The following is a 24,068-nucleotide window of genomic DNA, read 5'->3' as shown; positions in this document are numbered from 1 at the left end:
GCCCCCATTTGATCAAGATCAAGGAATTCCTGCCGGAAACACGGCAAACTGTCATTCACCGACTGGTATTTTCGGACGTGAAGTGGAGCGACCAATGGCAATTTTTTCGAAGATCGGCAAAAGTGCGGATCTCATGTTCGGCCTGACCGAACGGATGGATGTTGATCTGGGCTCGCTTGCTCAAAACAACCCGGAACAGGCGGCACAGGAATATCGGTCGATGGTTCTGCAGTGCACAGGATGCAGCGACCCGGTGGCATGTGCAAAACTGCAGCGCTCAAACGACCATTTGGATGAGGCACCTGAATATTGCCGCAACCGCGATGCTCTCAATGCGTTGCGCGTCAAATAAGCGCAGGTATTGTCGTGAAATTCCCGTGATCTGAATGGCATGGCCTTTGCGGGCCGTGCCATTCAGTTTTGGGAAGCAATTTTAGTCGGCCAAGACCAATGTGGTCTCATCGACGGGTAGGATTTCATCATCCTCCGGTGTGGTGGCGGCCGTGACCTCCGGTTCGTCCTGCTTCGCGATATAATCGTCAATCAGTCCGGTCTGATCCTCACCAACCCCAAGTTTTTCACCAACCCAATCAACCATCTCGGGCGTGATATCCTCGGCGGTGTAGGTGGTGTTACCGGTGGCGTTCATGCCCGCCACAATGGCATCAATCATCGCCTCTTCCGAAGATGCGATGGCTGTCGTCTCGACCTCTGTCTCGGCATCCTGCAGGGCAGAGAAACCGGCACTGGTTGCGTCGACCTGACCCAGTGCCGCGGTGGCCGCGGTCACATCACCGGTCCACTCGGATACCGCTTTGTCATAGGCGTCCAGATCAACAGTGCCATCGGCAGCGGTAAAGTCAGCTTCTTGCGGTGCCGGGGTGTTCGCAATGTCGGCAATCGTGGCTGACAGCGCGTCGAATTCGTCCTGCGTTGTCGGCACGTCGAGGCCCAGCAGGTCCAGCGATTGTGCAAGGTTATCCGAAAGCGTTGCATAGTTCGCAATCGCCTCTTCCAAAGCCACCTCCGCAGCGGCGCTCTCGGCGCTGGCTTCTATGAAATCCCGAAAACCCTCCATCTTGGGGTCCGATGAATTCATCAATCCGTTGATGTTGCGATTGAGCGAATTGAGCCCCTTCAGCTGCGAATGCAGGTTCTTGGTCCGAGGTGCCAGTTCAGGAGGCCGCTTTGAGTTTGTCGTCGCGGTTTTGACCGACCTGTTGCTGCGGGTACTCTTGCTGGCTTGAGATTTATTCCCTTGAGACTTGAAGGCTTTCGATCCCTGCCCCGAAGAACGCGCAATGGACCGGCCTGAGGACTTTTTGGCGTTGCCGCCGCCGTTGGCCTTGCTGCGCCCATTGCCCGCGCTCTTGCCGCCAGAGTTGCCGCCCTTATCGGCCCCTTTGCCGCCACCATTTCCACCGCCGTTGCCGCCGCCGCCGCCACCGTTGCCGCCACCGCCGCCGTTGCCACCCTTGGCAAAGGCCGCAGCATGGGTGTTGTTGGTGATCTGATCGGTCAGGACTGGTGCACCAAGGATCAGTGCAGCAGTCGCCAAAAGTGCTGTAACGCGCATAATTCTCTCCTATTTTCCAGAGACGTTGTACGCGATCTGGTACAAAAGAAAGGCAATTTAGTGTCAAATCCAAGGTGTCAGCAGGATTCTGCCTTGCAGGCATGGATCAAAAGACCCTTCGACACGGCGCGCCCCAACGACATGATCGCCTAGAAACGGGCTTGTTGCCGGATGCACCTGCTGGGCGCTTGTCCTTGCCCCCCCGTCAGTCTATTGCCCTTTTGACCCCAGAAACAGTCTCAGAAAGTGTGTGCCCGATGATCCCCCGTTATTCCCGTCCTGATATGGTCGCCATCTGGTCACCGGAAACCAAATTTCGCATCTGGTACGAAATTGAGGCACATGCCTGTGACGCGATGGCCGATCTGGGGGTGATCCCGCGCGCCAATGCCGATGCTGTCTGGAAGGCCAAAGACGTGCAGTTTGACGTCGCCCGGATTGATGAGATCGAGGCCGTCACCAAGCACGACGTTATCGCGTTTCTGACCCATCTGGCCGAACATGTGGGCAGCGACGAGGCCCGCTTTGTCCATCAGGGGATGACCTCATCTGATGTGCTGGACACCTGTTTCAATGTGCAGCTGGTGCGCGCCTCCGACATCCTGATTGCTGATATGGATCTGCTGTTGGCGGCGCTGAAACGCCGCGCAATGGAACACAAGGACACGCTGCGCGTGGGCCGCAGCCACGGCATCCACGCCGAGCCGACCACCATGGGCCTGACGTTTGCGCGGTTTTATGCGGAGATGGACCGTAACATGCGGCGACTGAAAACCGCGCGCGAAGAGATTGCGACCGGTGCCATTTCCGGGGCCGTTGGCACATTCGCCAATATCGATCCCGCCGTTGAGGCGCATGTGTGCGAAAAACTGGGTCTGACCCCCGAACCGATCAGCACCCAAGTGATCCCCCGCGACCGCCACGCTGCGTTTTTTGCAGCTCTTGGCGTGGTTGCCAGCTCCATAGAGAACGTCGCAACCGAAGTGCGCCACATGCAGCGCACCGAAGTGCTTGAGGGTGCTGAATTCTTTTCTGCCGGGCAAAAAGGTTCCTCTGCGATGCCGCATAAGAAAAACCCGGTTCTGACCGAAAACCTGACCGGGCTGGCCCGCACCATTCGCATGGCAGTGATCCCCGCGATGGAAAACGTGACGCTTTGGCATGAGCGCGATATTTCGCACTCAAGCGTTGAGCGTGCGATCGGCCCTGACACGACGATCACCCTCGACTTTGCGCTGCACCGTCTGACCGGGGTAATCGACAAGATGTTGATCTATCCCGACAACATGCTGGCCAACATGAATAAATTCAGCGGTCTTGTGATGTCACAACGGGTTCTGCTGGCCCTGACCCAGGCGGGTGTCAGCCGCGAGGACAGCTATAAGCTGGTTCAGCGCAATGCGATGAAGGTCTGGGAACATGGTGCGGATTTCAAAACCGAGCTTTTGGGAGATGACGAGGTGCTGGCCGCCCTGTCGCCCGCCGAAATCGAAGAAAAATTCGACCTTGGTTATCACACCAAACATGTGGACACGATCTTTGCCCGCGTCTTTGGCGACTGATCGGCGCGGCACCCCCTGGCCTACCGCGCTAAACTGCTTTGAAAATGGGGGCGGATTATGTATGATCCGCCCAATGCACATCAAAGGAGTAGTATGATGAAACTGAGACTTGCATGTGTGGCCCTTGCGCTGGCCCTGACACCCACATTGTCTTTTGCGGCCGGTTGCCAGCACGACAAACAGGCGATGTCCTGCTCTGAAGGCAGCAGTTATGATACGGCATCAGGCACCTGCGTTGTGGACGCGACCACCTAGCCTAAGCCCGGATCATACGTCCCAGACCAAACGCAATTGTGAAGCGCGAACAGCAGCCTCCCCTTTACCGGGTATGCAATCATGCTATGTTTTTTGCTAACACGTGCTTGATTATCTGGAGTTATTTTATGCGTATCCTGATCGCCACTGCCCTCACGCTCGCTCTGCCGACAGGCCTTTTGGCCGCAGGTGGAGACGGAGGCGCACCGTCAAAGCCAAAATGCGAAGACGGTCAAGTCTATGATAAGAAGACTAAAAAATGCGTCGCCGCTCAGGAAGGCAATCTTGATGTCGACGCGCTTTATGAAACGGTGCGGGAACTGGCCCATGCCGGGCGTTATATGGATGCACAGACTGTGCTGGCGGCCATGCCGCAGGCCGATGACCGCACCTTGACGTATCTGGGGTTCACCAACCGCAAGATGGGCCGCATGGATGTGGCAATGGGCTATTACTCTCAGGCTTTGGCAGTTAACCCCGCAAACATCCTGGCGCGGTCCTATATGGGCCAGGGGTTGGTTGAGCAGGGGAAGATTGCCGATGCACTGGTGCAATTGCGGGCCATTCGCGCGCATGGCGGCGGCGGCACATGGGCCGAGGCATCCTTGCGCACCGCAATTGCGACGGGCCAGACCTATACCTACTAAAATTTGCCATAGCTCCTAAACCTTTTTTCATGATTGCCTGCCATTAAAGGCCCCAAGGCAATAGGGGTCAGGCAAACGATGAACGACATGGTACCCATGGGCAATTTCGCGCCGCTTTCCACATCGATGGGGGGCGGCGTTTCTGCGTTATTGAGCAAGCGTGCCAAGGCCGCAATCGTCGTGCGATTGCTGCTCAACGAGGGGGCCGACATTCCGCTTGAGGATCTGCCGGACGAATTGCAGGCCAATCTGACACATCAGATGGGTAACATGCGCGTAGTGGACCGGGACACATTGGCGGCTGTGGTGGCGGAATTCTCTGACGAGGTGGAACGGATCGGTCTGTCGTTTCCTGATGGCATTGCCGGTGCTCTTGACGCGCTGGACGGCACCATTAGCCGCCAAACCGCGGCGCGCCTGCGCAAAGAAGCGGGGGTGCGACAGTCGGGTGATCCGTGGGCCCGTCTCAAGGAACTGGGGCCAGAACGATTGCTGCCGGTTCTGGAGCATGAAAGCATTGAAGTGGCCGCTGTTATGTTGTCCAAACTGCCCGTGGCTCTGGCTGCGGATCTGTTGGGCCGCTTGCCCGGCCCGCAGGCCCGGCGCATCACCTATGCGGTGTCACTGACGGGTGCCGTCACACCGGATGCGGTCGACCGGATCGGGTTGTCACTGGCCAGCCAGCTGGACGCGCAGCCGGTCCGCGCGTTCGACAATGATCCGGTTGAGCGGGTCGGCGCGATCCTGAATTCATCAACAACCCTGACCCGGGATGATGTTTTGACCGGGCTGGACGAAACCGACATGGGATTTGCCAATGCAGTGCGCAGGGCGATCTTTACCTTCGCCAATATTCCCAAGCGCATAGCGCCGCGCGACATTCCGCGCATCCTGCGTGAGGTCGATCCGGCCCAGTTGATTACCGCGCTTGCCGGCGCGGAAGCGGCCGGAAACGGCGCAACCTTGGAATACATCCTCGAAAATATGTCTGGCCGCATGGCCGATCAATTGCGCGAGGACATAACAGAAGCAGGCAGCGTCAAACCAGCAGATGCCGAAACAGCGATGGCGGACATTGTCACTGTGATCAGGCAGATGGAGCAATCCGGTGATCTGTTGCTGGTGATCGAAGAGGATGAAGAATAGGGTCGGCAGCGCCTTGTTGAGCGCCAAGACAGCGGATATGTCTGCGCCATCTGTTTTCCCCGTCGAGGCTTATGTCGCACCCAACCGTCCCATCCGCCAGTCTGACGCGCAAGACCGGCCATTATCTGAGCAATGCGTTGATTGTGGGCGTGATCCGACTTGCGCTGATGCTGCCCTATGCTCCGCGGGTCCGTGCGGTCGGCTGGCTGGTCCAGCATATACTTGGCCCGGTGGCCGGATACCGCAGACGCGCTTTGATCAATCTCGACCTGATCTGGCCAGAGATGCCCACAGCGGAACGGCGCGCCATTGCATCGCGGTGCCTCAACAATGTTGGTCGCACCTTCATTGAGAACTATTCGGCCCATGATTTTCCGAAAAGGATGGCTAAGAACACACCGCAGGGACCGGGCTTTGACGCGCTGGAAAAAGCGGCGGCCAAGGGGCAGCCCGTGATCCTTGTCACTGGCCATTTCGGGAATTACGAGGCAACACGTGCTGCCTTGGTTGCCCGTGGTTTTGATATTGGCGGCCTCTACCGCGATATGAAAAACCCGTATTTCAATGCCCATTACGTCAAAACAATGGAGCGTTTTGGTGGCCCGGTTTTTCCGCAGGGGCGCAAGGGCACTGCCGGGTTTGTGCGCCACCTCAAAGATGGTGGCCAACTGGTGTTGCTATTTGATCAGCACGTTCAGTTTGCTCCGATCCTGGATTTCATGGGGGAACCGGCACGCACCGCCCCCTCAGCGGCAGAGCTTGCTTTGCGCTATAACGCCCTGCTGATCCCGTTTTACAGCATCCGGAAACCTGATGGGCTGAACTTTGACTGTATTCTGGAAAGCCCGGTGCCGCATTCGGATGCGACAACCATGACCCAGGCCCTCAATGACAGCCTGTCATCGCGGATCAGCGCACATCCCGATCAATGGTTCTGGGTCCATCGTCGCTGGCGCAGCCACGAACCCTAACGGGAATCGCACCCCAATTTTGGAACCGCTGCGCTATCTCAGCCGGGCGGCCGCCAAAATAGGGCCTGCGCCTTGTGCCTGAATGATGACCACCGCAGGTTTGTCGCCCGGCGCAGCAGCGGCCATCGCCAGCGGTGTTTCCCCATCCCAGGTACCCAGAACCTGCCAGCCTTCAACGATATTGGCATATTCAATGGTTTTGCCAGCGTTTTCACCACGCTTGATCTCTGTCACCCGTCGCGGCGTATAGCGCAGCATTTGCACGATCATCGGCCCCTTCACGACCCCGAGCATTTGGGCCGCAATATTCAGGTTCGTACCATCGCGCGAAATATCCAGCCCGACGCGCGGCGTTTCCTGGGCATGGTGCGAAATTGCTTTGGACAGCGCCATTGCTTTCGCCCCGACGATATCGGTTTGCCCCTGCACCACCATCTCGGGCGTGTAAATCGACCGGCGCTGTGCGGCATTGGCATAGGCGCGCTGGCGATCGGCATGGGCCGGATCGCCAAATTCGTCTGTCCACCCGATGTAGTCCCAATAATCCACGTGCAACGCCAGGGCGATGACATCATCGCGGTCGGCCAGTTCATGCAAAAGCGCATCCGCAGCCGGACATGACGAACATCCCTGAGACGTATAAAGTTCAACAACCACCGGATAATTTTGCGCGACAAGCGGTGTCCCAATGTTCAGGGCTGTAATGGCGGCAAGGGCAAGTGCGGCGATTTTCATGTGATTCCAATGATTGCTGTTCAACGTCCTTCATGCCTAACCTTCAATCTTTGTAATGACCAATCAACGTTTCTTGAGACCTTGATGAGGGACTTTGCTTCAAATTCGGTACACAATGGTATACATTGGGAGTGATATTGACTGAATAGCAGTTGAATAGCGGTGGCCATAATGGCATCTACGCATCAAGCAACTGCCACCCATCACCAATGCAAGGAGCCACTCCATGACGATCCAAGTTGGTCAGGACACCGCCAAAACCCGCAAGACACTCACCGCAGGCGATCAGAAGATCGCGTATTATTCGATACCTGCCGCAGAGGAAGCCGGATTGGGTGATTTTTCCAAACTGCCTGCCGCGCTCAAGGTTGTGCTTGAAAATATGTTGCGGTTTGAGGATGGAAAGACGGTTACCGTGGACGACATCAAGGCTTTTGCCGAATGGGCAGCCAAGGGGGGCAAGAACCCGCGCGAGATTGCCTACCGCCCTGCCCGCGTTCTGATGCAGGATTTCACAGGTGTTCCAGCGGTCGTTGATCTGGCCGCGATGCGCGACGGGCTGGTTGCATTGGGTGGCGATCCCGAAAAGATCAACCCGCTGAACCCTGTTGATCTGGTCATTGACCACTCTGTCATGATTGATGAATTTGGCAATCCGCGCGCGTTTCAGATGAATGTGGACCGCGAATATGAACGCAACATCGAGCGCTATACGTTCCTCAAATGGGGACAAAAAGCGTTTAACAACTTCCGCGTTGTACCCCCCGGGACAGGCATCTGCCATCAGGTGAACCTTGAATATCTGAGCCAGACGGTGTGGTCGGACAAGGACCAGAACGGCGAAATGGTTGCCTATCCTGACACACTGGTCGGTACAGACAGCCACACGACAATGGTCAACGGTGCCGCCGTTCTCGGCTGGGGCGTCGGCGGGATCGAGGCCGAAGCCGCGATGCTGGGTCAGCCCATTTCCATGTTGATCCCCGAAGTTGTCGGGTTTGAGCTGACAGGCGAGATGAAGGAAGGCACCACCGGCACCGACCTTGTGCTCAAGGTTGTTGAAATGCTGCGCGAAAAGGGTGTTGTTGGCAAGTTCGTCGAATTCTACGGTGCCGGTCTGGACACGCTGCCGCTGGCGGACCGTGCAACAATTGCCAATATGGCCCCCGAATATGGGGCCACCTGTGGCTTTTTCCCGATCGACAAGGAAACTCTGCGGTATCTGACCACAACGGGACGTGAAAAGGACCGTATCGCGTTGGTTGAAGCCTATGCAAAGGCAAATGGTCTGTGGCGCGACGACGATTACGCGCCGATCTATACCGATACGCTGAACCTCGATATGGGCACCATCGTCCCGGCGATCTCTGGCCCCAAAAGGCCACAGGATTATATCGCGCTCGACACTGCACATACGGCCTTTGCCAAATACGTCAAAGGCGTCCGGACCGGCAAAGACGCCTCCGCGGCGCAGGAAATCACTTGGGAAGGTGAAGGCGGACAGCCAGAGCCGCGCGATATTCCCGGCGACGAGGGCAACCATAAGCGCGGCTATGTCGCGACTGAGGACGGCAATTACCAATTGCACGACGGTTCAATCGTGATTGCGTCAATCACGTCCTGCACCAATACGTCGAACCCTTACGTGATGATCGGGGCCGGCCTTGTGGCGCGCAAAGCCCGCGCGCTTGGCCTGACCCGCAAACCTTGGGTCAAAACCTCACTGGCACCGGGATCACAGGTTGTTTCGCATTACCTTGAGGCTGCTGGTCTGCAAGAGGATCTTGATGCCATCGGGTTCAACCTTGTTGGATATGGCTGCACAACCTGCATCGGTAACTCTGGCCCGCTGGAACCGGCGATCAGCAAGGCCATCAACGACTATGATCTGATCGGCACCTCGGTGCTGTCCGGGAACCGCAATTTTGAAGGCCGGATCAGCCCGGACGTGCGCGCCAACTACCTTGCGTCACCGCCGCTGGTTGTCGCCTATGCGCTGGTCGGGGATATGAATCACGACCTCACGGGTGCGCCTTTGGGTCAGGATCAGGACGGCAACGACGTCTATCTCAAGGACATCTGGCCGACCTCCAAAGAAGTTGCCGATCTGGTGCAACAAACCGTCACCCGCGAGGCGTTCCAGACCAAATACGCCGATGTGTTCAAGGGCGATGACAAATGGCAGGCGGTTGAGACCACGGACAGCCAGACCTACGATTGGCCGCCACAGTCCACCTATGTTCAGAACCCGCCCTATTTCCAGGGGATGAGCAAGGACCCCGGTGTGATCACCAACATAGAAGGGGCCAAGGTGCTGGCGCTCTTGGGTGACATGATCACCACCGACCACATCTCGCCTGCGGGATCGTTCAAGGAAAGCACGCCCGCCGGTCAGTATCTGGTTGAACGGCAGGTGCCGGTGCGTGAATTCAACTCGTATGGGTCGCGCCGTGGCAACCACGAAGTGATGATGCGCGGCACCTTTGCCAACATCCGCATCAAGAATGAAATGCTGGATGGTGTCGAGGGCGGCTATACTCGCGGCCCCGATGGCAAACAGACCTCGATCTTTGAGGCGGCGATGGCCTATCAGGATGCCAGCACACCGCTGGTCATCTTTGGCGGTGAACAATACGGTGCCGGATCATCGCGTGACTGGGCGGCCAAAGGCACGGCGCTGCTGGGGGTCAAGGCCGTGATTGCCGAGAACTTTGAGCGCATCCACCGTTCCAACCTTGTTGGGATGGGCGTAATCCCGTTTGAGTTCACCGGCGGCGACACCCGCAAAACGCTGGGCCTGACTGGTGAGGAAACGGTGTCGATCTCTGGTCTGGATACGATCAAGCCGCTGCAGGAAGTGCCCTGCACAATCACCATGGCGGACGGGTCGGTCAAAGAGATCACCATCAAATGCCGCATCGATACCGCGATCGAGATTGAATATATCGAACATGGCGGTGTGCTGCATTATGTGCTGCGCGATCTGGCCAAAGGCGGTGCCATCGCTGCGGAGTAGGTCTGTGCAGTTTGAAATAACAAAGGCCCCGAGGATACTTCGGGGCCTTTTTTTATTGCTCCAGGGCTTTGGTCAATTCGGGTAGAAACCGCTGTTCATAGTCGCTGCCTACCAAAGGTCCGGCGTAGCGGAACAAAACAGTACCATCTGCCCCCACGATAAAAGTCTCTGGCGGGGCGGTGACGCCCCAGTCGATCGCGGTACGCCCTTGCGGGTCAAATCCCACGGCGGCAAACGGATTGCCATCATCGCGCAGGTATTTCGTGGCGGCACTTTCGGTGTCTTTGAAATTCACGCCAACGATGGCAATCCCCTCGGCCTGCATTTGCAGCAGTTTGGGGTGTTCAGCGCGGCAAGGTGGACACCAGCTGGCCCAGAAATTCACCAATGTTACCTCGCCTGAGGTCAGGGCGTCCGGTGCGGGGGCTGAAAAATTGGAAAGGGGCGCATTGGGCAATGCCGGTGCCGCCTGCCCCACCAGCGTTGAGGGCAACCCTTCAGGGTCGTCGCGAAACATGCCCATTGCCGCGAGGGCCACGAATGCGGCAAAGATCACGGGCGGGGCGATCATCAGTGGCCGGATTTTAGCCATTTGCCTTTGCCTCCGCCTCTGCGCGCGCAAGGGCCGCCTGCGCGGCTTTGCCCCGGCGCAATGTCATGACAACCAAAAGTCCCAAAAGTGCAAGCGAGGCGGCATAGGCCGACAACACCTCAAACGCATATTTTCCCAGCTCCGGCATCATACCTCCCTGCCCGCCCGCGCCAGCAAAGCCGCCGCCCGGCGCAAACGTATTTCGGTTCCGGTGCGGTAAATCACCAGTGCCACAAACAACAATCCAAAGCCCACCATGCTGACCAGCAGGGGATAGAAAAATACATCTGCCACCGTGCGCCCGCCTGTGGCCACCGGCACCGATGTCCCCTGATGAAGCCCTTGGTTCCAGAATTTGACCGCATAGCGCGACAGCACCGCAAAGACCGATCCGACAAGGCACAGAACCGACGTGAGGTCCGCGGCAGTGTCGGGGTCCTCAACCGCTTCCCAAAGGGCGATGTAGCCCAGATAAAACAGAAACAGGATCAGAAATGAGGTCAGTCGCGGGTCCCACGCCCACCATGTGCCCCACATCGGCTGGCCCCAGATTGCACCCGTGATAAGCGCGATCAACGTCATCACGATGCCGACGGGTGCCGCGGCCTTGGCCGCCAGCGCACTCACGTGGTGACGCCGGATCAGCCAGATCAGCGAGGCAATCAGCATCATGAACCACGCATTGATCGCCATCAGGGCGGCAGGCACATGCAGATAGATAATCTTGACCGTGGACCCTTGTCTGGCATCTTCGGGCGTTCCGAAGAAACCCCAGATCAACCCCACGGCCACGCAGATCACCGCCGCCGCCCAGACATAGGGCTGCACCCGCGCGCTCAGCGCCAGAAACTTGACCGGATTTGCATATTGCCAAAGGGACATGGCGCTTATCTACCTCTCTGGCGCGCCACGCTCAATGGACAAATGGCCGCGCTCATCTCAGGCCCATCCGCAACACTGCAGCAGAGGCAAAAGGCATCAGCGCGATGGTGGCAAAGGTGATCCCCGCAAGCATCAACATTGGGGTGCTCGCGTCCAGACCAGCGGCACCTTGGCGCGCGGCCTCTGCGCCGAAAATCAACGTCGGCACATAGAGCGGCAGCACCAGCAGCGACATCAGCAATCCACCGCGTTTGATACCCACGGTGAGGGCCGCACCGAAGGTGCCGATCACCGACAGCGCCGGGGTGCCAAGCGCCAAGGACAGCACCAGCCAGCCATAACCGGTTGTCGGAAGGTTCAGCAATATACCCAGCACCGGTGCCGCCAGAACCAACGGCAACCCGGTGGTCAGCCAATGGGCCAAGGCCTTGATGCTGACCGCCGCCTCCAGCGGCAGCGGTGCTGTGACCAGCAAATCAAGGGTGCCATCCTCGTAATCCAACGCCAGCAACCGGTCGAGCGACAAAAGGCACGCCAAGAGCGCGCCAAGCCACAAAACACCTGGCGCGATGGTGCCCAGCAAGGCCGCCTGCGGTCCTACGCTGAACGGCACCAGCACCGTGACAATGAGGAAAAACGCCAGCCCAAGGCCAAAGCCGCCGCCCGCACGGAATGCCAGCCGCAGGTCGCGTATCAGCAAGGCAATCACAAAAATGCCTCGTCGCTTGCGCCGGCGCGGGTTCTGTGCGTGGCCCGGTAGGCGGTGACATCCAGCACCTCGGCCTCAAGCCCCAGATCAATATGTGTGGCAATAAGGGCCGATCCCCCCTGTCCCAAATGGGCGCGCACCGCGTCTGCAAACATACGCGTGGCCTCGGCATCCAAGGAAACTGTTGGCTCGTCCAGCACCCAAATGGACCGCCCTGTCACCAATAATCGCGCCAGACCCAGACGTCGCTTTTGGCCTGCCGACAATGTCCCGGCCAATCGGTCAGCCAGCGGCCGCAGCGCATAAGCGTCCAGGGCAGCATCAATGCGACCTTGGCCAAAGACGGCCGCCCAAAAGCTGAGGTTCTCTGTCACACTCAGCATCGCCTTGAGCCCATCGGCATGACCGGCATAGGCGATCTGATCCTGCGCGCCGGTGATCTGCCCGGTCAGGCTGGCTTGCAGACCGGCAATCGTGCGCAGCAACGTCGTTTTACCCGCCCCGTTTGGCCCACGTACAATCAGCGCTGTGCCGGGGGCCAGCTCAAACCCCAGCCCCGTCAAAACAGGAATGCCCCCCCGCGCGAGGGTCAGATTTTCAACGCGCAATATCATGGGTCAGCAGTATCGCATCGCAGCGCAGGCCAAAAGCGTTCATTGCGGCGTCAACGCGAGTGCTCAAACCGGCAGGACAGCCAGCGCAATCCGGCGGCCTTCGCTGAGCAGGACATTATAGGTGCGACAGGCGGCAGGTGATGACATGGTCTCAGCGGCGATACCAGCCTCGGTCAGTCTTTGGTGTAAGGCATCTGGCAGATGCGCGATATCTGCGCCGGTGCCGACAAAAAGCACATCTATATGCTCCGCCAACTCCAGCAGCATCTCGGCATCCTCAAACCCACCCCATGTTTGCGTGCCCATCGGCCCCGCCACCACCGGCCCGTTGATCACCTGCCCGCCAATACGGAAAAACCCCGGACCATAGCCATCAACCGGCTTGGCATCTGTGAATACTATTTCATGCAGGCGCATCGGTTACCCTTTCCACAATGGCAGGCCGATGATAGCCGAAGAGGCGATCACGACATAGGCCACATTGCGAAAAACCCGTTCGGCTTGCGGGTCAAAAAGCCGCGCCCCGATCACATTGGCGATCAGATTGGGTATACCGACCATCAATCCGAGCAATGCAATCTTCCAGACCATCAAACCCGACAGCCAGAGCACGGGAAACAGCACCAGATCAATCGCCAGCAAATACAGCAGAAAATTCGCGCGGATCACCCAGATGGGCAGTTGGCTGGCCATATAAAGCATAATGACAGGCGGGCCGGGAATGCCCGCGAACCCGGTCATAAAGCCGCCCAATCCCCCCGTCGCGATGGTCAGACCCCGCGACAGCGTGCCTTTGTACCGCCAGCCCGAGACGGTCAGGGACAGCAAGACAATCACTGCGATTGAGATGATCCAGCCAAAAATCAGCGGGTTGATCAGGCTTAGGCACAAAAGGCCAATAGGCAGGGCAATCACCGCACCGATCATCAGCACGCCCACGTCACGCGGCCGCCCTTCGCGCCATGCAGCAGGCAGATTTGGCAAAGGACCAAGCATTTCGGCGGCAACCAGGAAAATCACCGCCTCGACTGGTGACAGGATGGAGGATGCAACCGGCATGATGATCATCGCGCTGCCAAAACCCGCAAAGCCGCGCACCAGCCCTGCGATAAATACCGCCAGAATCAACCAGATCAGCCCGTCCGTGGACAGGGCCGACTGAATGGCATCAAGCATCTATGTTGGCGTATTGATTGCCAGCGTTGGGGTCTTGCTTGGTCCAGTCGCGTTTGACGCCGAAATACAGCAGGATCGCCGAGGCCACAAAGATCGACGAATAGGTCCCGACGATCACACCCCAGATCATCGCAAAAACAAACCCACGGATCACATCACCGCCCAGCACAAAAAGCGCGATCAGCGCCAGCAATGTGGTGAACGAGGTCATGAATGTCCGGCTCATCGTCTCGTTGATGCTGAGGTTCAGCACTTCGTTCAGGGGGCGTTTTTTGTATTTGCGCAGGTTTTCGCGGACCCGGTCAAAGACCACCACCGTGTCGTTCAAAGAGTACCCGACAATGGTCAGCAAGGCCGCGATGATGGCCAGATCGAACCGGATCTGCAGTTCGGAAAAGATACCGATGGTCAGCAAAACGTCGTGCACCAGCGCCAGAACTGCGCCCGCGGCAAACTGCCATTCAAAGCGCAGCCAAATGTAGATCAGGACCGCACCAATTGCCAAAACCACCGCGATAACAGCAGTTTGGATCAATTCACCAGAGACCTTGGGGCCGACAGATTCAACCGAGATAAACTTGATATAGGGGCGGACCTCTTTCAACGCGGCCTCAACCGCCTCAATGACTTCTACTGTCACTGCCTCTTGTTCATCCTGCGCCTGTATGCGGATCATCGCGACATTCTGGTCGTCACGAAATGACGGGTCGAACACTTCGGTGATGGTGATATCGCCCAGATCGAGCGCGTCCATCGCGCCGCGATAGACGCCGATATCAACGGGCAGCGGGCTTTCTGACCGAATGGTCGTGCCACCGCGAAAATCGATGCCAAAATTCAGGCCTTGCAGCATGAAAGACCCAAAGGCCACGAGCATCATGACCCCGGAAATACCAAGCCACAGCTTCCAGCGTTTGAAGAAATCAAAGCTCGTGTCGTCCTTAAACAATCGCAAACGCATGTCAGACCTCAATCGTTTTTGGACGCCGCCATTCGAACCAGATGACCACCATCAAGCGGGTGACAAAGATGGCCGTAAAGACGGATGTGATGATGCCGAGCCCCAGTGTGATGGCAAAGCCGCGCACCGGACCAGAGCCCATGGCAAAAAGAATAACTGCCGTAATCAGCGTGGTGATGTTGGCGTCGATAATGGCCGACAACGCTTTTTCATAGCCAAGGGCGATGGCCCGTGCCGGCCCTTTGGCGGTTTTCAGTTCCTCGCGGATACGCTCAAAGATCAGCACGTTGGCATCCACAGCCATCCCAACGGTCAACACGATACCGGCAATGCCCGGCAAGGTTAGCGTGGCCCCAATCATGCTGAGAATGCCAAACAGGATACCGACGTTCACGATCAGCGCGATGTTCGCGAAAATGCCAAACAAACCATAGCTGACCCACATGAAGAACAGCACAGCAGCAAAGGCGACCATCGTGGCGACCTTACCCGCATCAATGCTGTCTTGCCCCAACTCCGGACCAATGGTGCGTTCTTCGAGAAACTCAAGACCGGCCGGCAGTGCACCAGCGCGCAGCAGCACGGCGAGGTTGGTTGATTCCTCGACCGAAAAACGCCCGGTGATGATGCCCGAACCGCCCGGGATATGGCTTTGAATGGTCGGCGCGCTGATCACTTCGTCGTCCAGCACAATCGCAAAAGGCGCGCCAATGTTGTCGGCGGTGTAATCGCCAAATTTGCGGGCACCGGATGTGTTGAACCGGAAATTTACCGCAGGTGCGCCATTCTGATCAAAGGACGGCTGCGCGTCGACCAGTTCTTCGCCAGTGACCACCGGGGCGGATTCAATTATGTAATACACGCCCTCTTCGTCCGCTGCAGGCAACAGCGCGTTGCCGATGCCGGGATTGGCATTTGCATCAGACCCCCGGCTTACCACCGGACTGAAGGTCAGTTGCGCCGTTGTCCCGATGATCGCCTTCAGTTCGGCGGCTGACCCGACACCGGGCACCTGAATCAAAATACGATCTGACCCCTGACGTTGAATGGTCGGCTCGCGGGTGCCGACCTCATCAATGCGGCGGCGAATGATTTCCAATGATTGCTGCATCGTGCGCTCATCGGTGGCCTGTTTTTCGGCCTCCGACAGGGTCACGGTGATGACACCCTGATCGCCGCTCACGTCGATATCGTTTGATCCTGTGCCGGTCAGTGTGGTCACCGGCCGCGCCAGAGAGCGCACAATTTCCAACGCTTCCTGCATCTTGGCCGGGTCGTTCAAACGCACCCGCAACTCGCCCTCGGGCGATTGCTGGCGGCGCACGGGCGTCAAACCACGCAGGGCATCGCGCACTTCGGGCCAGGAGGCCTCCATCCGGCTGGCATAGACATCAGCGACCTTCACTTCGGCCAGCAAATGCGCACCACCGCGCAAATCGAGGCCAAGATTGACGAGGCCCGACGGCATCCATTCCGGCCAGAGCGCCTTTTGCGCCTCCAACTCGGGCGTGGAGCCCGCAATCTCAATCGCCTTGATCGCATCATTGTGCTGCTCAACCGGCGTGTAAAACGCATTGGGCAGGGCCATCCACAGGCCCAGCGCACAGGTCAACGCGATCAAAATCCGCTTCCACAGATCAATCTGAAGCATGGTTCCGCCTTTTTAACTGAGCCAGAGGGGCGGGTTTATTTCGCGGGTTCGGTTTTGGAAACCACGGTGGCGATTGTCGACTGGACAATGCGCACCTTCACACCATCGGCGATCTCAACTTCGATTTCGCCGTCGTCTTTGACCTTGACCACTTTGCCGATCATCCCGCCTTGGGTCACCACTTGATCACCCCGGCGCAGCGCGGCCACCATCGCCTGATGTTGTTTCACTTTTTTCTGCTGCGGACGGATGAGCAGAAAATACATGATCCCGAAAATCAGGATAAGTGGCACGAATTGCTGGATGCCTTGCATGGAGGAGGTCCTTTTTGATGTGGCTGTCACAGCGCCCGTAAAAAGGCCCGCGAATTTTGGCAGAACCTAAGCGTGGTGCGGCAGCTTTGCAAGGCGAGATAGGGTATTAACAAGGTGTGTATTAAGGTTTCTGCGCACGCTCATTCTTGATAGGTGAAGCAGACCTACCCCAACCCAATGGATTGGGGCATAACGCACCCAGACCGACTCGAATTTCAAGGACCGCCCTCATGCACGACATCCGCGCCATCCGTGACAACCCTGCCGCCTTTGATGCTGCTCTTGCCCGCCGGGGGGATGCCGCGGTGTCCGCAACCGTGTTGGCACTTGACGAGGCGCGGCGCGGCAAGATCAGTGCGGCTGAGGCGGCGCAGGCCGAACAGAACAAGGCCAGCAAGCTGGTGGGGGCTGCCAAGGCCAAGGGCGATGAGGCCGAATTTGAACGGCTGCGCGCGCTGGTCAGTGAGAAAAAGGCCGAAGTCGCCGCAATGCAGGCCGAGGCCAAAGAGCTGGATGCGCAGCTTGCGGATATGCTGGCGCGAATCCCGAATATTCCAGCCGACGATGTGCCAGATGGTGCAGACGAGAACGACAATGTCGAGGTGCGCAGCTGGGGTGACAAACCCACCTTCGATTTCACTGCCAAAGAGCATTACGAGATTATGGGTGTGATCCCCGGCATGGATTTTGAAACCGCCGCCAAGATTTCAGGCGCGCGGTTTGTGATGCTGAAAGGGGCCGTGGCGCGCATCCACCGGGCGCTCGCACAATTCATGATCGACACCCATGTCGATCACAACGGCCTGACCGAGATGAATACGCCCGTGCTGGTCCGCGACGAGGCGATGTATGGCACGGATAAACTGCCCAAGTTCGGCGATGAAAGCTATCAGACCACCAATGGCTGGTGGCTGGTGCCAACCTCAGAAGTGCCGCTGACCTATACCGTTGCGGGCGACACGCTTGAGGAAGGTGACCTGCCCAAACGCTATGCCGCGCACACGCTGTGTTTCAGGTCCGAGGCTGGCAGCGCTGGCCGTGACACCGCGGGCATGTTGCGACAGCACCAGTTTGAGAAGGTCGAGATGGTCAGCATCGTCCACCCCGACCACTCAGACGACGAACAGCAACGCATGCTGCGCTGTGCTGAGGATATTCTGGAACGGCTGGGCATCCCTTACCGCACGGTGATCCTGTGTACCGGTGACATGGGGTTCGGGGCGCGGCGCACCTTTGATATCGAAACCTGGATGCCGGGTCAGAACACCTATCGCGAGATTTCATCCGTCTCAACCACGGGCGATTTTCAGGCCCGCCGCATGAATGCACGGTTCAAGCCTGAGGCCGGTGGCAAGCCGCAGTTCGTGCATACGCTTAACGGCTCCGGTCTGGCCGTGGGGCGCTGTCTGATTGCGGTGCTTGAGAATGGTCAGCAGGCAGATGGGTCGGTGAAGCTCCCCGATGTGCTGGCGCACTATCTGGGCAACAAGACGACCTTGGGCGCAGATGGCAAGTTGGCCTGATGACGCGCCTCGATTTGCATATCCGCGATCAGGCGTGCGGTTTGCCGCCAAACAATTCCGGCTTTAGCGCCCGCAACGACAGCGGGCGGTAATCCTCGCGCGCCTTTATGCGTTCCTCAGCAGAGCCGTGCAGATCAATCGGATGCCCCGGCCCTTTGCGCCAGTCCAGCAGCGATCCCGCAAGGCGGTAAATCAAGGGCGCGCCCATAAGTTCTGGACTGTCTGCTGTCGGATCTGGGTCCGCATCCAACAAGGGCGGGGTGTCATTCAGGCACAGCCCAGCGTGTCGCGCGCCCGCAGCCATCCACTCAAGCGTGATCGACGTGAGCCCCCGTGTTTCAGCCGAGCCGCCAACAACCGAATGTGTGCCGACGAACCATATCTGCTGATAGGGGCGCGCGTCCGTGCGGTCGCCTCTGTTCAGACCGGGATCATCAATGCCCTGTTCGAGATTATCCCACAGGCTGGGCCGGTAGAAAATCCGGCGCTCGTCCAGAGCCACCGCATGGCGGGCGGATTTCACCATGCTGGACAGTTTGGTGTCATGGAACCGATATTTTCGGTTCCAGATCCACGCGATGGGGCCAAGGATGCTGGTGGGAATGCCAAGCGATCCCACCGTGTCCCAAACGCCCAGAAAATCGACCTCGATCAACTGCGGTTCCTGTTCGGCACTTTCCATGGGGTTATCGGCCCGCCAAACGATCTCTTTGGCCGATGTGGCATAGCGCGGCGACAGCGCCCTGCGCTTTTCGATGATGTGTGGTTTGTCGGGGTGGTTTTCCGGGCCGGGCAGACGGTAGAGTTCAAAGGCTTCATCAACGCGCGCTGCTGTGGGGTTGTCGATGATGCCAACCTTGCGGATCATTCCGGCAAGCGACCGTGCCGTATATGCGCCGCGCGAAAAGCCAAAGATCAGGATGCCGTCACCGGGTTGATAAAGCATTGCAAGCGCGCGGTAGGCCTGTTTGATATTTCCGTTCAGCCCCCAACCGAACGCACCGCCACCGACCTTATTCAGCAATTTGCCAAAACGGGTCGCCCATTTGCCTCCAGTACCGACGCCCGGCACATAGACCGGGCGCTGATCAACCTCGGCGGCGGTGGTTTCGAACAGGCGATGCACATGGGTTGGCTGCGCCTGAAAAGCATCGTTCCAAGTGCCGTCGCAAAAGATCGCAATCCGTGCCATGTTGTAAATCCTTGTTCAGACGCTACCATCCGTTGGCCAAATCAAAAAACAATACCCGCATTTGGCGAAAAGTAAAATTTGTAGGTGAATGATGTCCGGTTCTTTACGCCCTTTTGTTGCGATCCTGTGTTTCTTGCTCAGCATTACTTTTGCCGTTTCTCCGTTCTTTGTGGACGGGTTTGCGGGCTTTGATCCCAACCAGTTTCCCGTGCCTCAGGACAATCCACCCGTACAGCCCGCTGGATACGCGTTTGCCATATGGGGCGTGATTTACGCCTGGCTGATCCTTGGACTGGGCTGGGGGGTGTTGATGGCACGCGGGGACGCGCAATGGCATGACATGCGGGTGCCACTGTCGCTGTCACTGGCCTTTGGCACTGGATGGCTCGCCGTGGCGGTGATGAGCCCGATCTGGGCAAGCGTGTTGATCTGGCTGATGCTGATCACGGCACTGATTGCCCTGTTCCTGGCCCCCGTTGCGGATTCGCCATGGGCCGCATGGCCTGTGGGGCTTTATGCAGGCTGGCTCAGCGCGGCGTCCTGCGTGTCACTTGGATTGCTTGCTGCGGGCTATGGCTGGCTCGATCAAACAACAGCAGCACTGATCTTTGTGGGTCTCGCCATCGTGTTGGGCGGCTTTATCCAGGCGGCATTGGGCCGGCGCGCGCCGACCTATGGCGTTGCGGTGATCTGGGCCCTGGTCGCTGTTGTCGTGGCCAATTGGGACAGCACGCCTCTTGTTGCCTATGTCGCGGCGGGGGGTGCAGCCGTGCTGTGCCTGCCGACGCTACAGGCGTTTCGCAAGCGTTGATCAACAGTTTCCCGCGCTCAATCCTTGCGCCGACCGGCCGTGTGCTTGCGCAGTTTTGACGGCGGGGCCTTTTTGCGGCCCTTATAAGGGTTCGCATCCGACTGGCCGCGCATCCACAACCGGATCGGCGTGCCGGGCATGTCAAAATCCACCCGCAAGCCATTAACCAGATACCGGCTATAGCTTTCCGGCACCTTGTCAGGATGGCTGCACATCACCACAAACCCCGGGGGCCGCGTCTTGGCCTGGGTCATGTACCGCAGTTTGATGCGTTTGCCCTGCGGGGCGGGCGGCGGATGCGCCTCGACCATGCCGGACAGCCAGCGGTTCAGCTGCGCGGTTGTGATCCTGCGGTTCCAGACATCATAGGCGCGCATAATCGCGTCTTGCAGACGGTCCAGCCCCCTGCCCGTCTTTGCGCTGACTGTGATCAAGGGTGCGCCCCGTAATTGCGGCAACAAACGCTCGAAACTTTCTTTGAGGTCTTTGAGCTTGCCCTGACGGTCTTCTTCAACGTCCCATTTGTTAACTGCGATGACCACCGCACGGCCTTCTCGTTCAGCCAGATCTGCGATGCGCAGATCTTGTTGTTCAAAGGGAATTTCGGCGTCCAGCAGCACAACGACAACTTCCGCGAACTTGACCGCGCGCAAACCATCGCTGACGCTGAGTTTTTCCAGCTTTTCCTGAATCTTGGCCTTTTTGCGCATGCCGGCTGTGTCGAAAATCCGCATCGGCACACCCAGCCAATCGGTGCGCAGGGAAATCGCATCACGGGTGATCCCGGCCTCTGGCCCGGTCAGCAAACGATCCTCACCGACAATCTGGTTGATCAGCGTCGATTTACCCGCATTCGGGCGGCCCACAACCGCGACCTGCAAGGGTTTGGCGTTGGTTGGAACGGGCACAAAGTCCTCACCCTCTTCGGCCTCCTGCTCGGTCAGATCCACGTCAGTTTCAGGTGCGTCTTCCAAGGCGCGTTCGGCAAATTTGTCGGCCAGAGGCATCAGATGGGTGTAAAGGTCGTTAAACCCTTCGCCGTGCTCTGCAGACAGCCGGATGGGTTCGCCCAACCCCAGTGAATAGGCCTCAATCACTCCGGCGTCCGCAGCGGCACCTTCACCTTTGTTGGCGGCCAGGATCACATGGGCGGATTTCTTGCGCAGGATGTCGGCAAAGACCAGATCAGAAGGCGTCACGCCGACGCGGGCATCAATCATGAACAGGCAAATGTCGGCCATATCCACCGCGCGTTCGGTCAGGCGGCGCATGCGGCCTTGCAAGCTGTCATCGGTGACCTCTTCCAGACCCGCCGTATCAATCACCGTGAAACGCAGATCAGCCAGCCGCGCGGCCCCTTCACGCAGGTCGCGCGTGACGCCGGGCTGGTCATCGACCAACGCCAGACGTTTGCCCACAAGGCGGTTAAAAAGCGTGGATTTGCCCACATTCGGGCGGCCCACGATGGCAAGGGTAAAAGACATGTGTAAGGCTCCGGGCCTCAGGTGAGGCAGATCAAGCCCGCGCTCTACCCCATTTCGCGCTTAACGGAAAGCGTGCAATTGGCCCTTTGTCGACACGACATAAAGCGTGCCGCCAGCCACCACGGGGGCGGTCGTCGCACCATTTGGAATTTCGGTAACGCCGGTCAGCACCCCATTGGTTGGGTCAAAACTGCGCAACTTCCCATCGTTTGAGGCTACAATCACCCGGCCACCGGCAATGATCGGGCCGTAATGGGCGAAAATCTCGGATTGTTTGCGTGGTTTATCTTTGACGAAATTCGGCAAAGGTATGCCCCAGATCCGGCTGCCATCGCTGGCGTCAAGACGCACAAGTTCGTTCAGATCAGTGATTGCAAACACAGAATCGCCTGCGGGCCACACCGGGCCAATGGCCCCGTCGCGCGCGGTCCAGATGCGTTTGCCACTGTTGACGTTAAGCGCGGCAAGACGCCCTGATTGATTGCCCACATACACACGGTCGCCAGATACCACCGGTGCACTTGTTACATCAGAAACGGAGCTGAGTGCGCGACCGGGGCGTTTGCCGACCACAGATGTGTTCCAGCGGCCAAGACCGCCCTGACGGAAAACCCCCTGCACTTCGCCCGATCCAAAGGCAAAAATTGCAAACTGGTCGGTGATCGCCGGTGCCGGTGCGCCCAGTACGTTATTGACTGTGGTGCTGGCACCCATCTGCCATTCGACCCTGCCGTCGGACTTGCGCACCGCCCAGCCGGTATCGTCGCCGGCGGTGAGATAGACCAGATCGCCCCAGACGGTTGGCGTGCCTGAACCGGTGGCGTCAAGGTCTTGTGTCCAGCGGATGCCGCCCGAGGTGACATCAAGTGCTGCCAACACACCATACCCCACCGAGACATAAAGCGTGTCGCCTTCGACCGCCATGCCGCCGCCTGTGCCTTGACCCTGCTTGTCGGTGACAGGGGTCAGATCGCGGGTCCAGAGCGGCGCGCCAGAGAGCGATGTCGCTGTGACCTGTGCGCCGGAATCAAGTGTAAAGACACGGCCACCTGCCACGACGGGGTCTGCGGTGATGCGCAGCTTGCGGCTGTCACCGCCGCCGATATTCGTGCTCCAGGCCAATTGTGGTGCGCTACGCAACGCCGGGTGTGCAACACGGTATTTTGCGGTGCCGATGCTGTGCGTCCAGCTTGCATTGTTGCTGGTGCCGCCAAGCGAAATGGCGCGGGCCGTGTTGGTAACCTCACCCTGATCCAGCGGCTCTGTCACTTCAGAGTTTTGCAGAACGGAGCGTACATCTTCGCGCAGACCCGGCAGATAGGTTTCTCTTTCCGCGCAGGCGCTGAGGACCAGAAGTCCGGAAAAAAGTCCCCCGATCATGGCCTTAGCCGAAAAGCGTGGTTGGTTTATCATGGCCCTGCTCACTTCTTTTTCATCTGCTCAAATGACGACTGTTGATCTGCGTCAGTTGCCGTTCTCAGTGGGCTGTGCGCCAAACTGTGCAGCGTCATCGCCCAGTTCAGGTTCGCCCCCCAGCGCCACAATCACCTGTCGCGCGCGTTGTTGCAAGTCCGAGGTGGTTTCAGCGTCAGATATGATCGCCTGATACCGCGCAATTGCGGCATCTGCGTCGCCTTCGTCGATGTCGATAAGTGCCAATTGTTCGGTGGCCAGCAAGCGCAATACATTGCCCGGCTGTGCCATCGCTTCCAACGCCTGCCTCCGGTCGGCAACAGGGGTGGTGTCGCCTTGCAAGGTCAGCGACTTGAACTGTGCAATTTGCCGGTAAATCTCGGGCAGCTCACCGTCCAAAGCCACCGCATTCAGTGTCTCGATTGATGCGGCGGTGTCGCCCGCATCAGATTGCTCAGCCGCGGTCATCAGGCGCAACACGGCCGCCGAAGATGGCGCACCCGGTTCAATCGCTGCCAATGCGGTGACGCGATTGGTGCTGTCGTTTTCCGCAAGAGCGCTCAGCATCGCATCACCCAGCGCTTCTGCCTGCGCACGGGTCTGTGCCTTGCGGTATTCCGACCACGCCGCCCCGCCAACAATCAAGATCACCGCCAGAATGGCGATCCAGCCATAGCGCCGCAAATAACCATAAAGCCGGTCGCGGCGCACCTCTTCGTTGACCTCTTCAATAAAACTGTCGGTATTGCTCAACGCACCTGCCCCCGGTCTGGATTTTGCCCCTCATACCGCGCAGAACGTGCCAAGCCAAGTGCTTAGCATCGTCAGGTTTGCAGGG

The 24,068-nt window shown here is 58.4% G+C and carries 25 protein-coding genes; 9 read left to right on the top strand and 16 right to left on the bottom strand.

Annotation, left to right across the window (positions count from 1 at the left end; translation table 11 throughout):
• The first annotated feature begins 94 nt into the window (after positions 1-94).
• The gene (locus C1J02_RS08315; RefSeq protein ID WP_114878148.1) at positions 95-352 is read left to right on the top strand and encodes a DUF6455 family protein; all 258 of its coding nucleotides are present in this window, start codon (positions 95-97) and stop codon (positions 350-352) included.
• 81 nt (positions 353-433) lie between these two features.
• On the opposite strand, the gene C1J02_RS20850 is transcribed toward C1J02_RS08315, so the two are convergent.
• Entirely contained in the window at positions 434-1,576 is a 1,143-nt protein-coding gene (locus C1J02_RS20850; RefSeq protein ID WP_162798278.1) for a hypothetical protein, read from the bottom strand.
• A gap of 257 nt (positions 1,577-1,833) precedes the next feature.
• Here C1J02_RS20850 and purB point away from each other — a divergent pair, with 257 nt between their 5' ends.
• From purB to C1J02_RS08285, 5 genes are all read left to right on the top strand, one after another.
• A complete protein-coding gene (gene purB / locus C1J02_RS08300) occupies positions 1,834-3,138 on the top strand; it encodes an adenylosuccinate lyase (protein ID WP_114878145.1) in 1,305 nt (434 codons plus the stop codon).
• A 93-nt stretch (positions 3,139-3,231) separates the two neighbouring features.
• The gene (locus C1J02_RS20845) at positions 3,232-3,393 is read left to right on the top strand and encodes a hypothetical protein (RefSeq protein ID WP_162798277.1); all 162 of its coding nucleotides are present in this window, start codon (positions 3,232-3,234) and stop codon (positions 3,391-3,393) included.
• Between the two features lie 128 nt (positions 3,394-3,521).
• Positions 3,522-4,040 (top strand): tetratricopeptide repeat protein, encoded by a 519-nt coding sequence (locus C1J02_RS08295; RefSeq protein WP_114878144.1) that lies wholly within the window; start codon positions 3,522-3,524, stop codon positions 4,038-4,040.
• Between the two features lie 87 nt (positions 4,041-4,127).
• Entirely contained in the window at positions 4,128-5,186 is a 1,059-nt protein-coding gene (locus C1J02_RS08290) for a flagellar motor switch protein FliG (RefSeq protein ID WP_114880470.1), read from the top strand.
• Positions 5,187-5,257: 71 nt separating this feature from the next.
• Positions 5,258-6,157 carry a lysophospholipid acyltransferase family protein gene (locus tag C1J02_RS08285; RefSeq protein ID WP_114878143.1) on the top strand — a complete coding sequence of 300 codons (900 nt, stop codon included), beginning with the start codon at positions 5,258-5,260 and terminating at the stop codon, positions 6,155-6,157.
• A gap of 33 nt (positions 6,158-6,190) precedes the next feature.
• On the opposite strand, the gene C1J02_RS08280 is transcribed toward C1J02_RS08285, so the two are convergent.
• The gene (locus C1J02_RS08280) at positions 6,191-6,892 is read right to left on the bottom strand and encodes a thioredoxin family protein (protein WP_114878142.1); all 702 of its coding nucleotides are present in this window, start codon (positions 6,890-6,892) and stop codon (positions 6,191-6,193) included.
• Positions 6,893-7,118: 226 nt separating this feature from the next.
• On the opposite strand from C1J02_RS08280, the gene acnA reads away from it, so the two are divergent.
• Positions 7,119-9,908 carry an aconitate hydratase AcnA gene (gene acnA / locus C1J02_RS08275; RefSeq protein WP_114878141.1) on the top strand — a complete coding sequence of 930 codons (2,790 nt, stop codon included), beginning with the start codon at positions 7,119-7,121 and terminating at the stop codon, positions 9,906-9,908.
• A 52-nt stretch (positions 9,909-9,960) separates the two neighbouring features.
• On the opposite strand, the gene C1J02_RS08270 is transcribed toward acnA, so the two are convergent.
• The 10 genes from C1J02_RS08270 to yajC all read right to left on the bottom strand — a co-directional run bounded on the left by C1J02_RS08270 (position 9,961) and on the right by yajC (position 16,807).
• Positions 9,961-10,500, bottom strand: coding sequence for a DsbE family thiol:disulfide interchange protein (locus tag C1J02_RS08270; RefSeq protein ID WP_114878140.1), 540 nt, complete (start codon positions 10,498-10,500; stop codon positions 9,961-9,963).
• On the bottom strand, positions 10,493-10,651 hold the full coding sequence (ccmD, locus tag C1J02_RS08265; RefSeq protein WP_205389883.1) for a heme exporter protein CcmD: 159 nt from the start codon (positions 10,649-10,651) through the stop codon (positions 10,493-10,495). The genes C1J02_RS08270 and ccmD overlap by 8 nt, the downstream gene beginning before the upstream one ends.
• Positions 10,648-11,382 carry a heme ABC transporter permease gene (locus tag C1J02_RS08260; RefSeq protein ID WP_114878139.1) on the bottom strand — a complete coding sequence of 245 codons (735 nt, stop codon included), beginning with the start codon at positions 11,380-11,382 and terminating at the stop codon, positions 10,648-10,650. The genes ccmD and C1J02_RS08260 overlap by 4 nt, the downstream gene beginning before the upstream one ends.
• Positions 11,383-11,434: 52 nt before the next feature.
• A complete protein-coding gene (ccmB, locus tag C1J02_RS08255; RefSeq protein ID WP_114878138.1) occupies positions 11,435-12,091 on the bottom strand; it encodes a heme exporter protein CcmB in 657 nt (218 codons plus the stop codon).
• Positions 12,088-12,705 carry a heme ABC exporter ATP-binding protein CcmA gene (gene ccmA / locus C1J02_RS08250; protein WP_114878137.1) on the bottom strand — a complete coding sequence of 206 codons (618 nt, stop codon included), beginning with the start codon at positions 12,703-12,705 and terminating at the stop codon, positions 12,088-12,090. The genes ccmB and ccmA overlap by 4 nt, the downstream gene beginning before the upstream one ends.
• A 63-nt stretch (positions 12,706-12,768) precedes the next feature.
• A complete protein-coding gene (locus tag C1J02_RS08245) occupies positions 12,769-13,122 on the bottom strand; it encodes an Mth938-like domain-containing protein (protein WP_114878136.1) in 354 nt (117 codons plus the stop codon).
• Positions 13,123-13,125: 3 nt separating this feature from the next.
• A complete protein-coding gene (locus C1J02_RS08240; protein ID WP_114878135.1) occupies positions 13,126-13,881 on the bottom strand; it encodes a sulfite exporter TauE/SafE family protein in 756 nt (251 codons plus the stop codon).
• Positions 13,874-14,842 (bottom strand): protein translocase subunit SecF, encoded by a 969-nt coding sequence (gene secF, locus C1J02_RS08235; protein WP_114878134.1) that lies wholly within the window; start codon positions 14,840-14,842, stop codon positions 13,874-13,876. Before secF ends, C1J02_RS08240 begins: the two co-directional genes overlap by 8 nt.
• A gap of 1 nt (position 14,843) precedes the next feature.
• On the bottom strand, positions 14,844-16,493 hold the full coding sequence (gene secD, locus C1J02_RS08230) for a protein translocase subunit SecD (RefSeq protein WP_114878133.1): 1,650 nt from the start codon (positions 16,491-16,493) through the stop codon (positions 14,844-14,846).
• 35 nt (positions 16,494-16,528) lie between these two features.
• Positions 16,529-16,807: a preprotein translocase subunit YajC gene (yajC, locus tag C1J02_RS08225; protein WP_114878132.1), complete on the bottom strand. Its 279-nt coding sequence runs from the start codon at positions 16,805-16,807 to the stop codon at positions 16,529-16,531.
• Between the two features lie 230 nt (positions 16,808-17,037).
• Here yajC and serS point away from each other — a divergent pair, with 230 nt between their 5' ends.
• Positions 17,038-18,330, top strand: coding sequence for a serine--tRNA ligase (gene serS / locus C1J02_RS08220; protein WP_114878131.1), 1,293 nt, complete (start codon positions 17,038-17,040; stop codon positions 18,328-18,330).
• A gap of 28 nt (positions 18,331-18,358) precedes the next feature.
• Here the strand turns inward: serS and C1J02_RS08215 are convergent, their stop codons facing one another.
• Positions 18,359-19,522: a DUF2235 domain-containing protein gene (locus C1J02_RS08215; protein WP_114878130.1), complete on the bottom strand. Its 1,164-nt coding sequence runs from the start codon at positions 19,520-19,522 to the stop codon at positions 18,359-18,361.
• A gap of 91 nt (positions 19,523-19,613) precedes the next feature.
• Between C1J02_RS08215 and C1J02_RS08210 the strand changes: the two genes are divergently transcribed.
• Positions 19,614-20,333: a tryptophan-rich sensory protein gene (locus tag C1J02_RS08210; protein ID WP_114880468.1), complete on the top strand. Its 720-nt coding sequence runs from the start codon at positions 19,614-19,616 to the stop codon at positions 20,331-20,333.
• 17 nt (positions 20,334-20,350) lie between these two features.
• Here the strand turns inward: C1J02_RS08210 and der are convergent, their stop codons facing one another.
• From der to C1J02_RS08195, 3 genes are read right to left on the bottom strand one after another with little or no spacing between them, the layout of a single operon-like run.
• Entirely contained in the window at positions 20,351-21,817 is a 1,467-nt protein-coding gene (der, locus tag C1J02_RS08205; protein WP_114878129.1) for a ribosome biogenesis GTPase Der, read from the bottom strand.
• A gap of 60 nt (positions 21,818-21,877) precedes the next feature.
• Complete coding sequence (locus tag C1J02_RS08200) at positions 21,878-23,230, bottom strand: PQQ-like beta-propeller repeat protein (protein WP_254693241.1); 1,353 nt, start codon at positions 23,228-23,230, stop codon at positions 21,878-21,880.
• Between the two features lie 51 nt (positions 23,231-23,281).
• Positions 23,282-23,983, bottom strand: a complete 702-nt coding sequence (locus tag C1J02_RS08195; RefSeq protein WP_114878128.1) for a tetratricopeptide repeat protein — start codon at positions 23,981-23,983, stop codon at positions 23,282-23,284.
• Positions 23,984-24,068: the final 85 nt, after the last annotated feature.

Origin of the sequence: Sulfitobacter sp. SK011 (genome assembly GCF_003352065.1) — a bacterium.
Lineage (GTDB): Bacteria > Pseudomonadota > Alphaproteobacteria > Rhodobacterales > Rhodobacteraceae > Sulfitobacter.
This window is presented reverse-complemented; position numbering and strand designations above follow the sequence as displayed.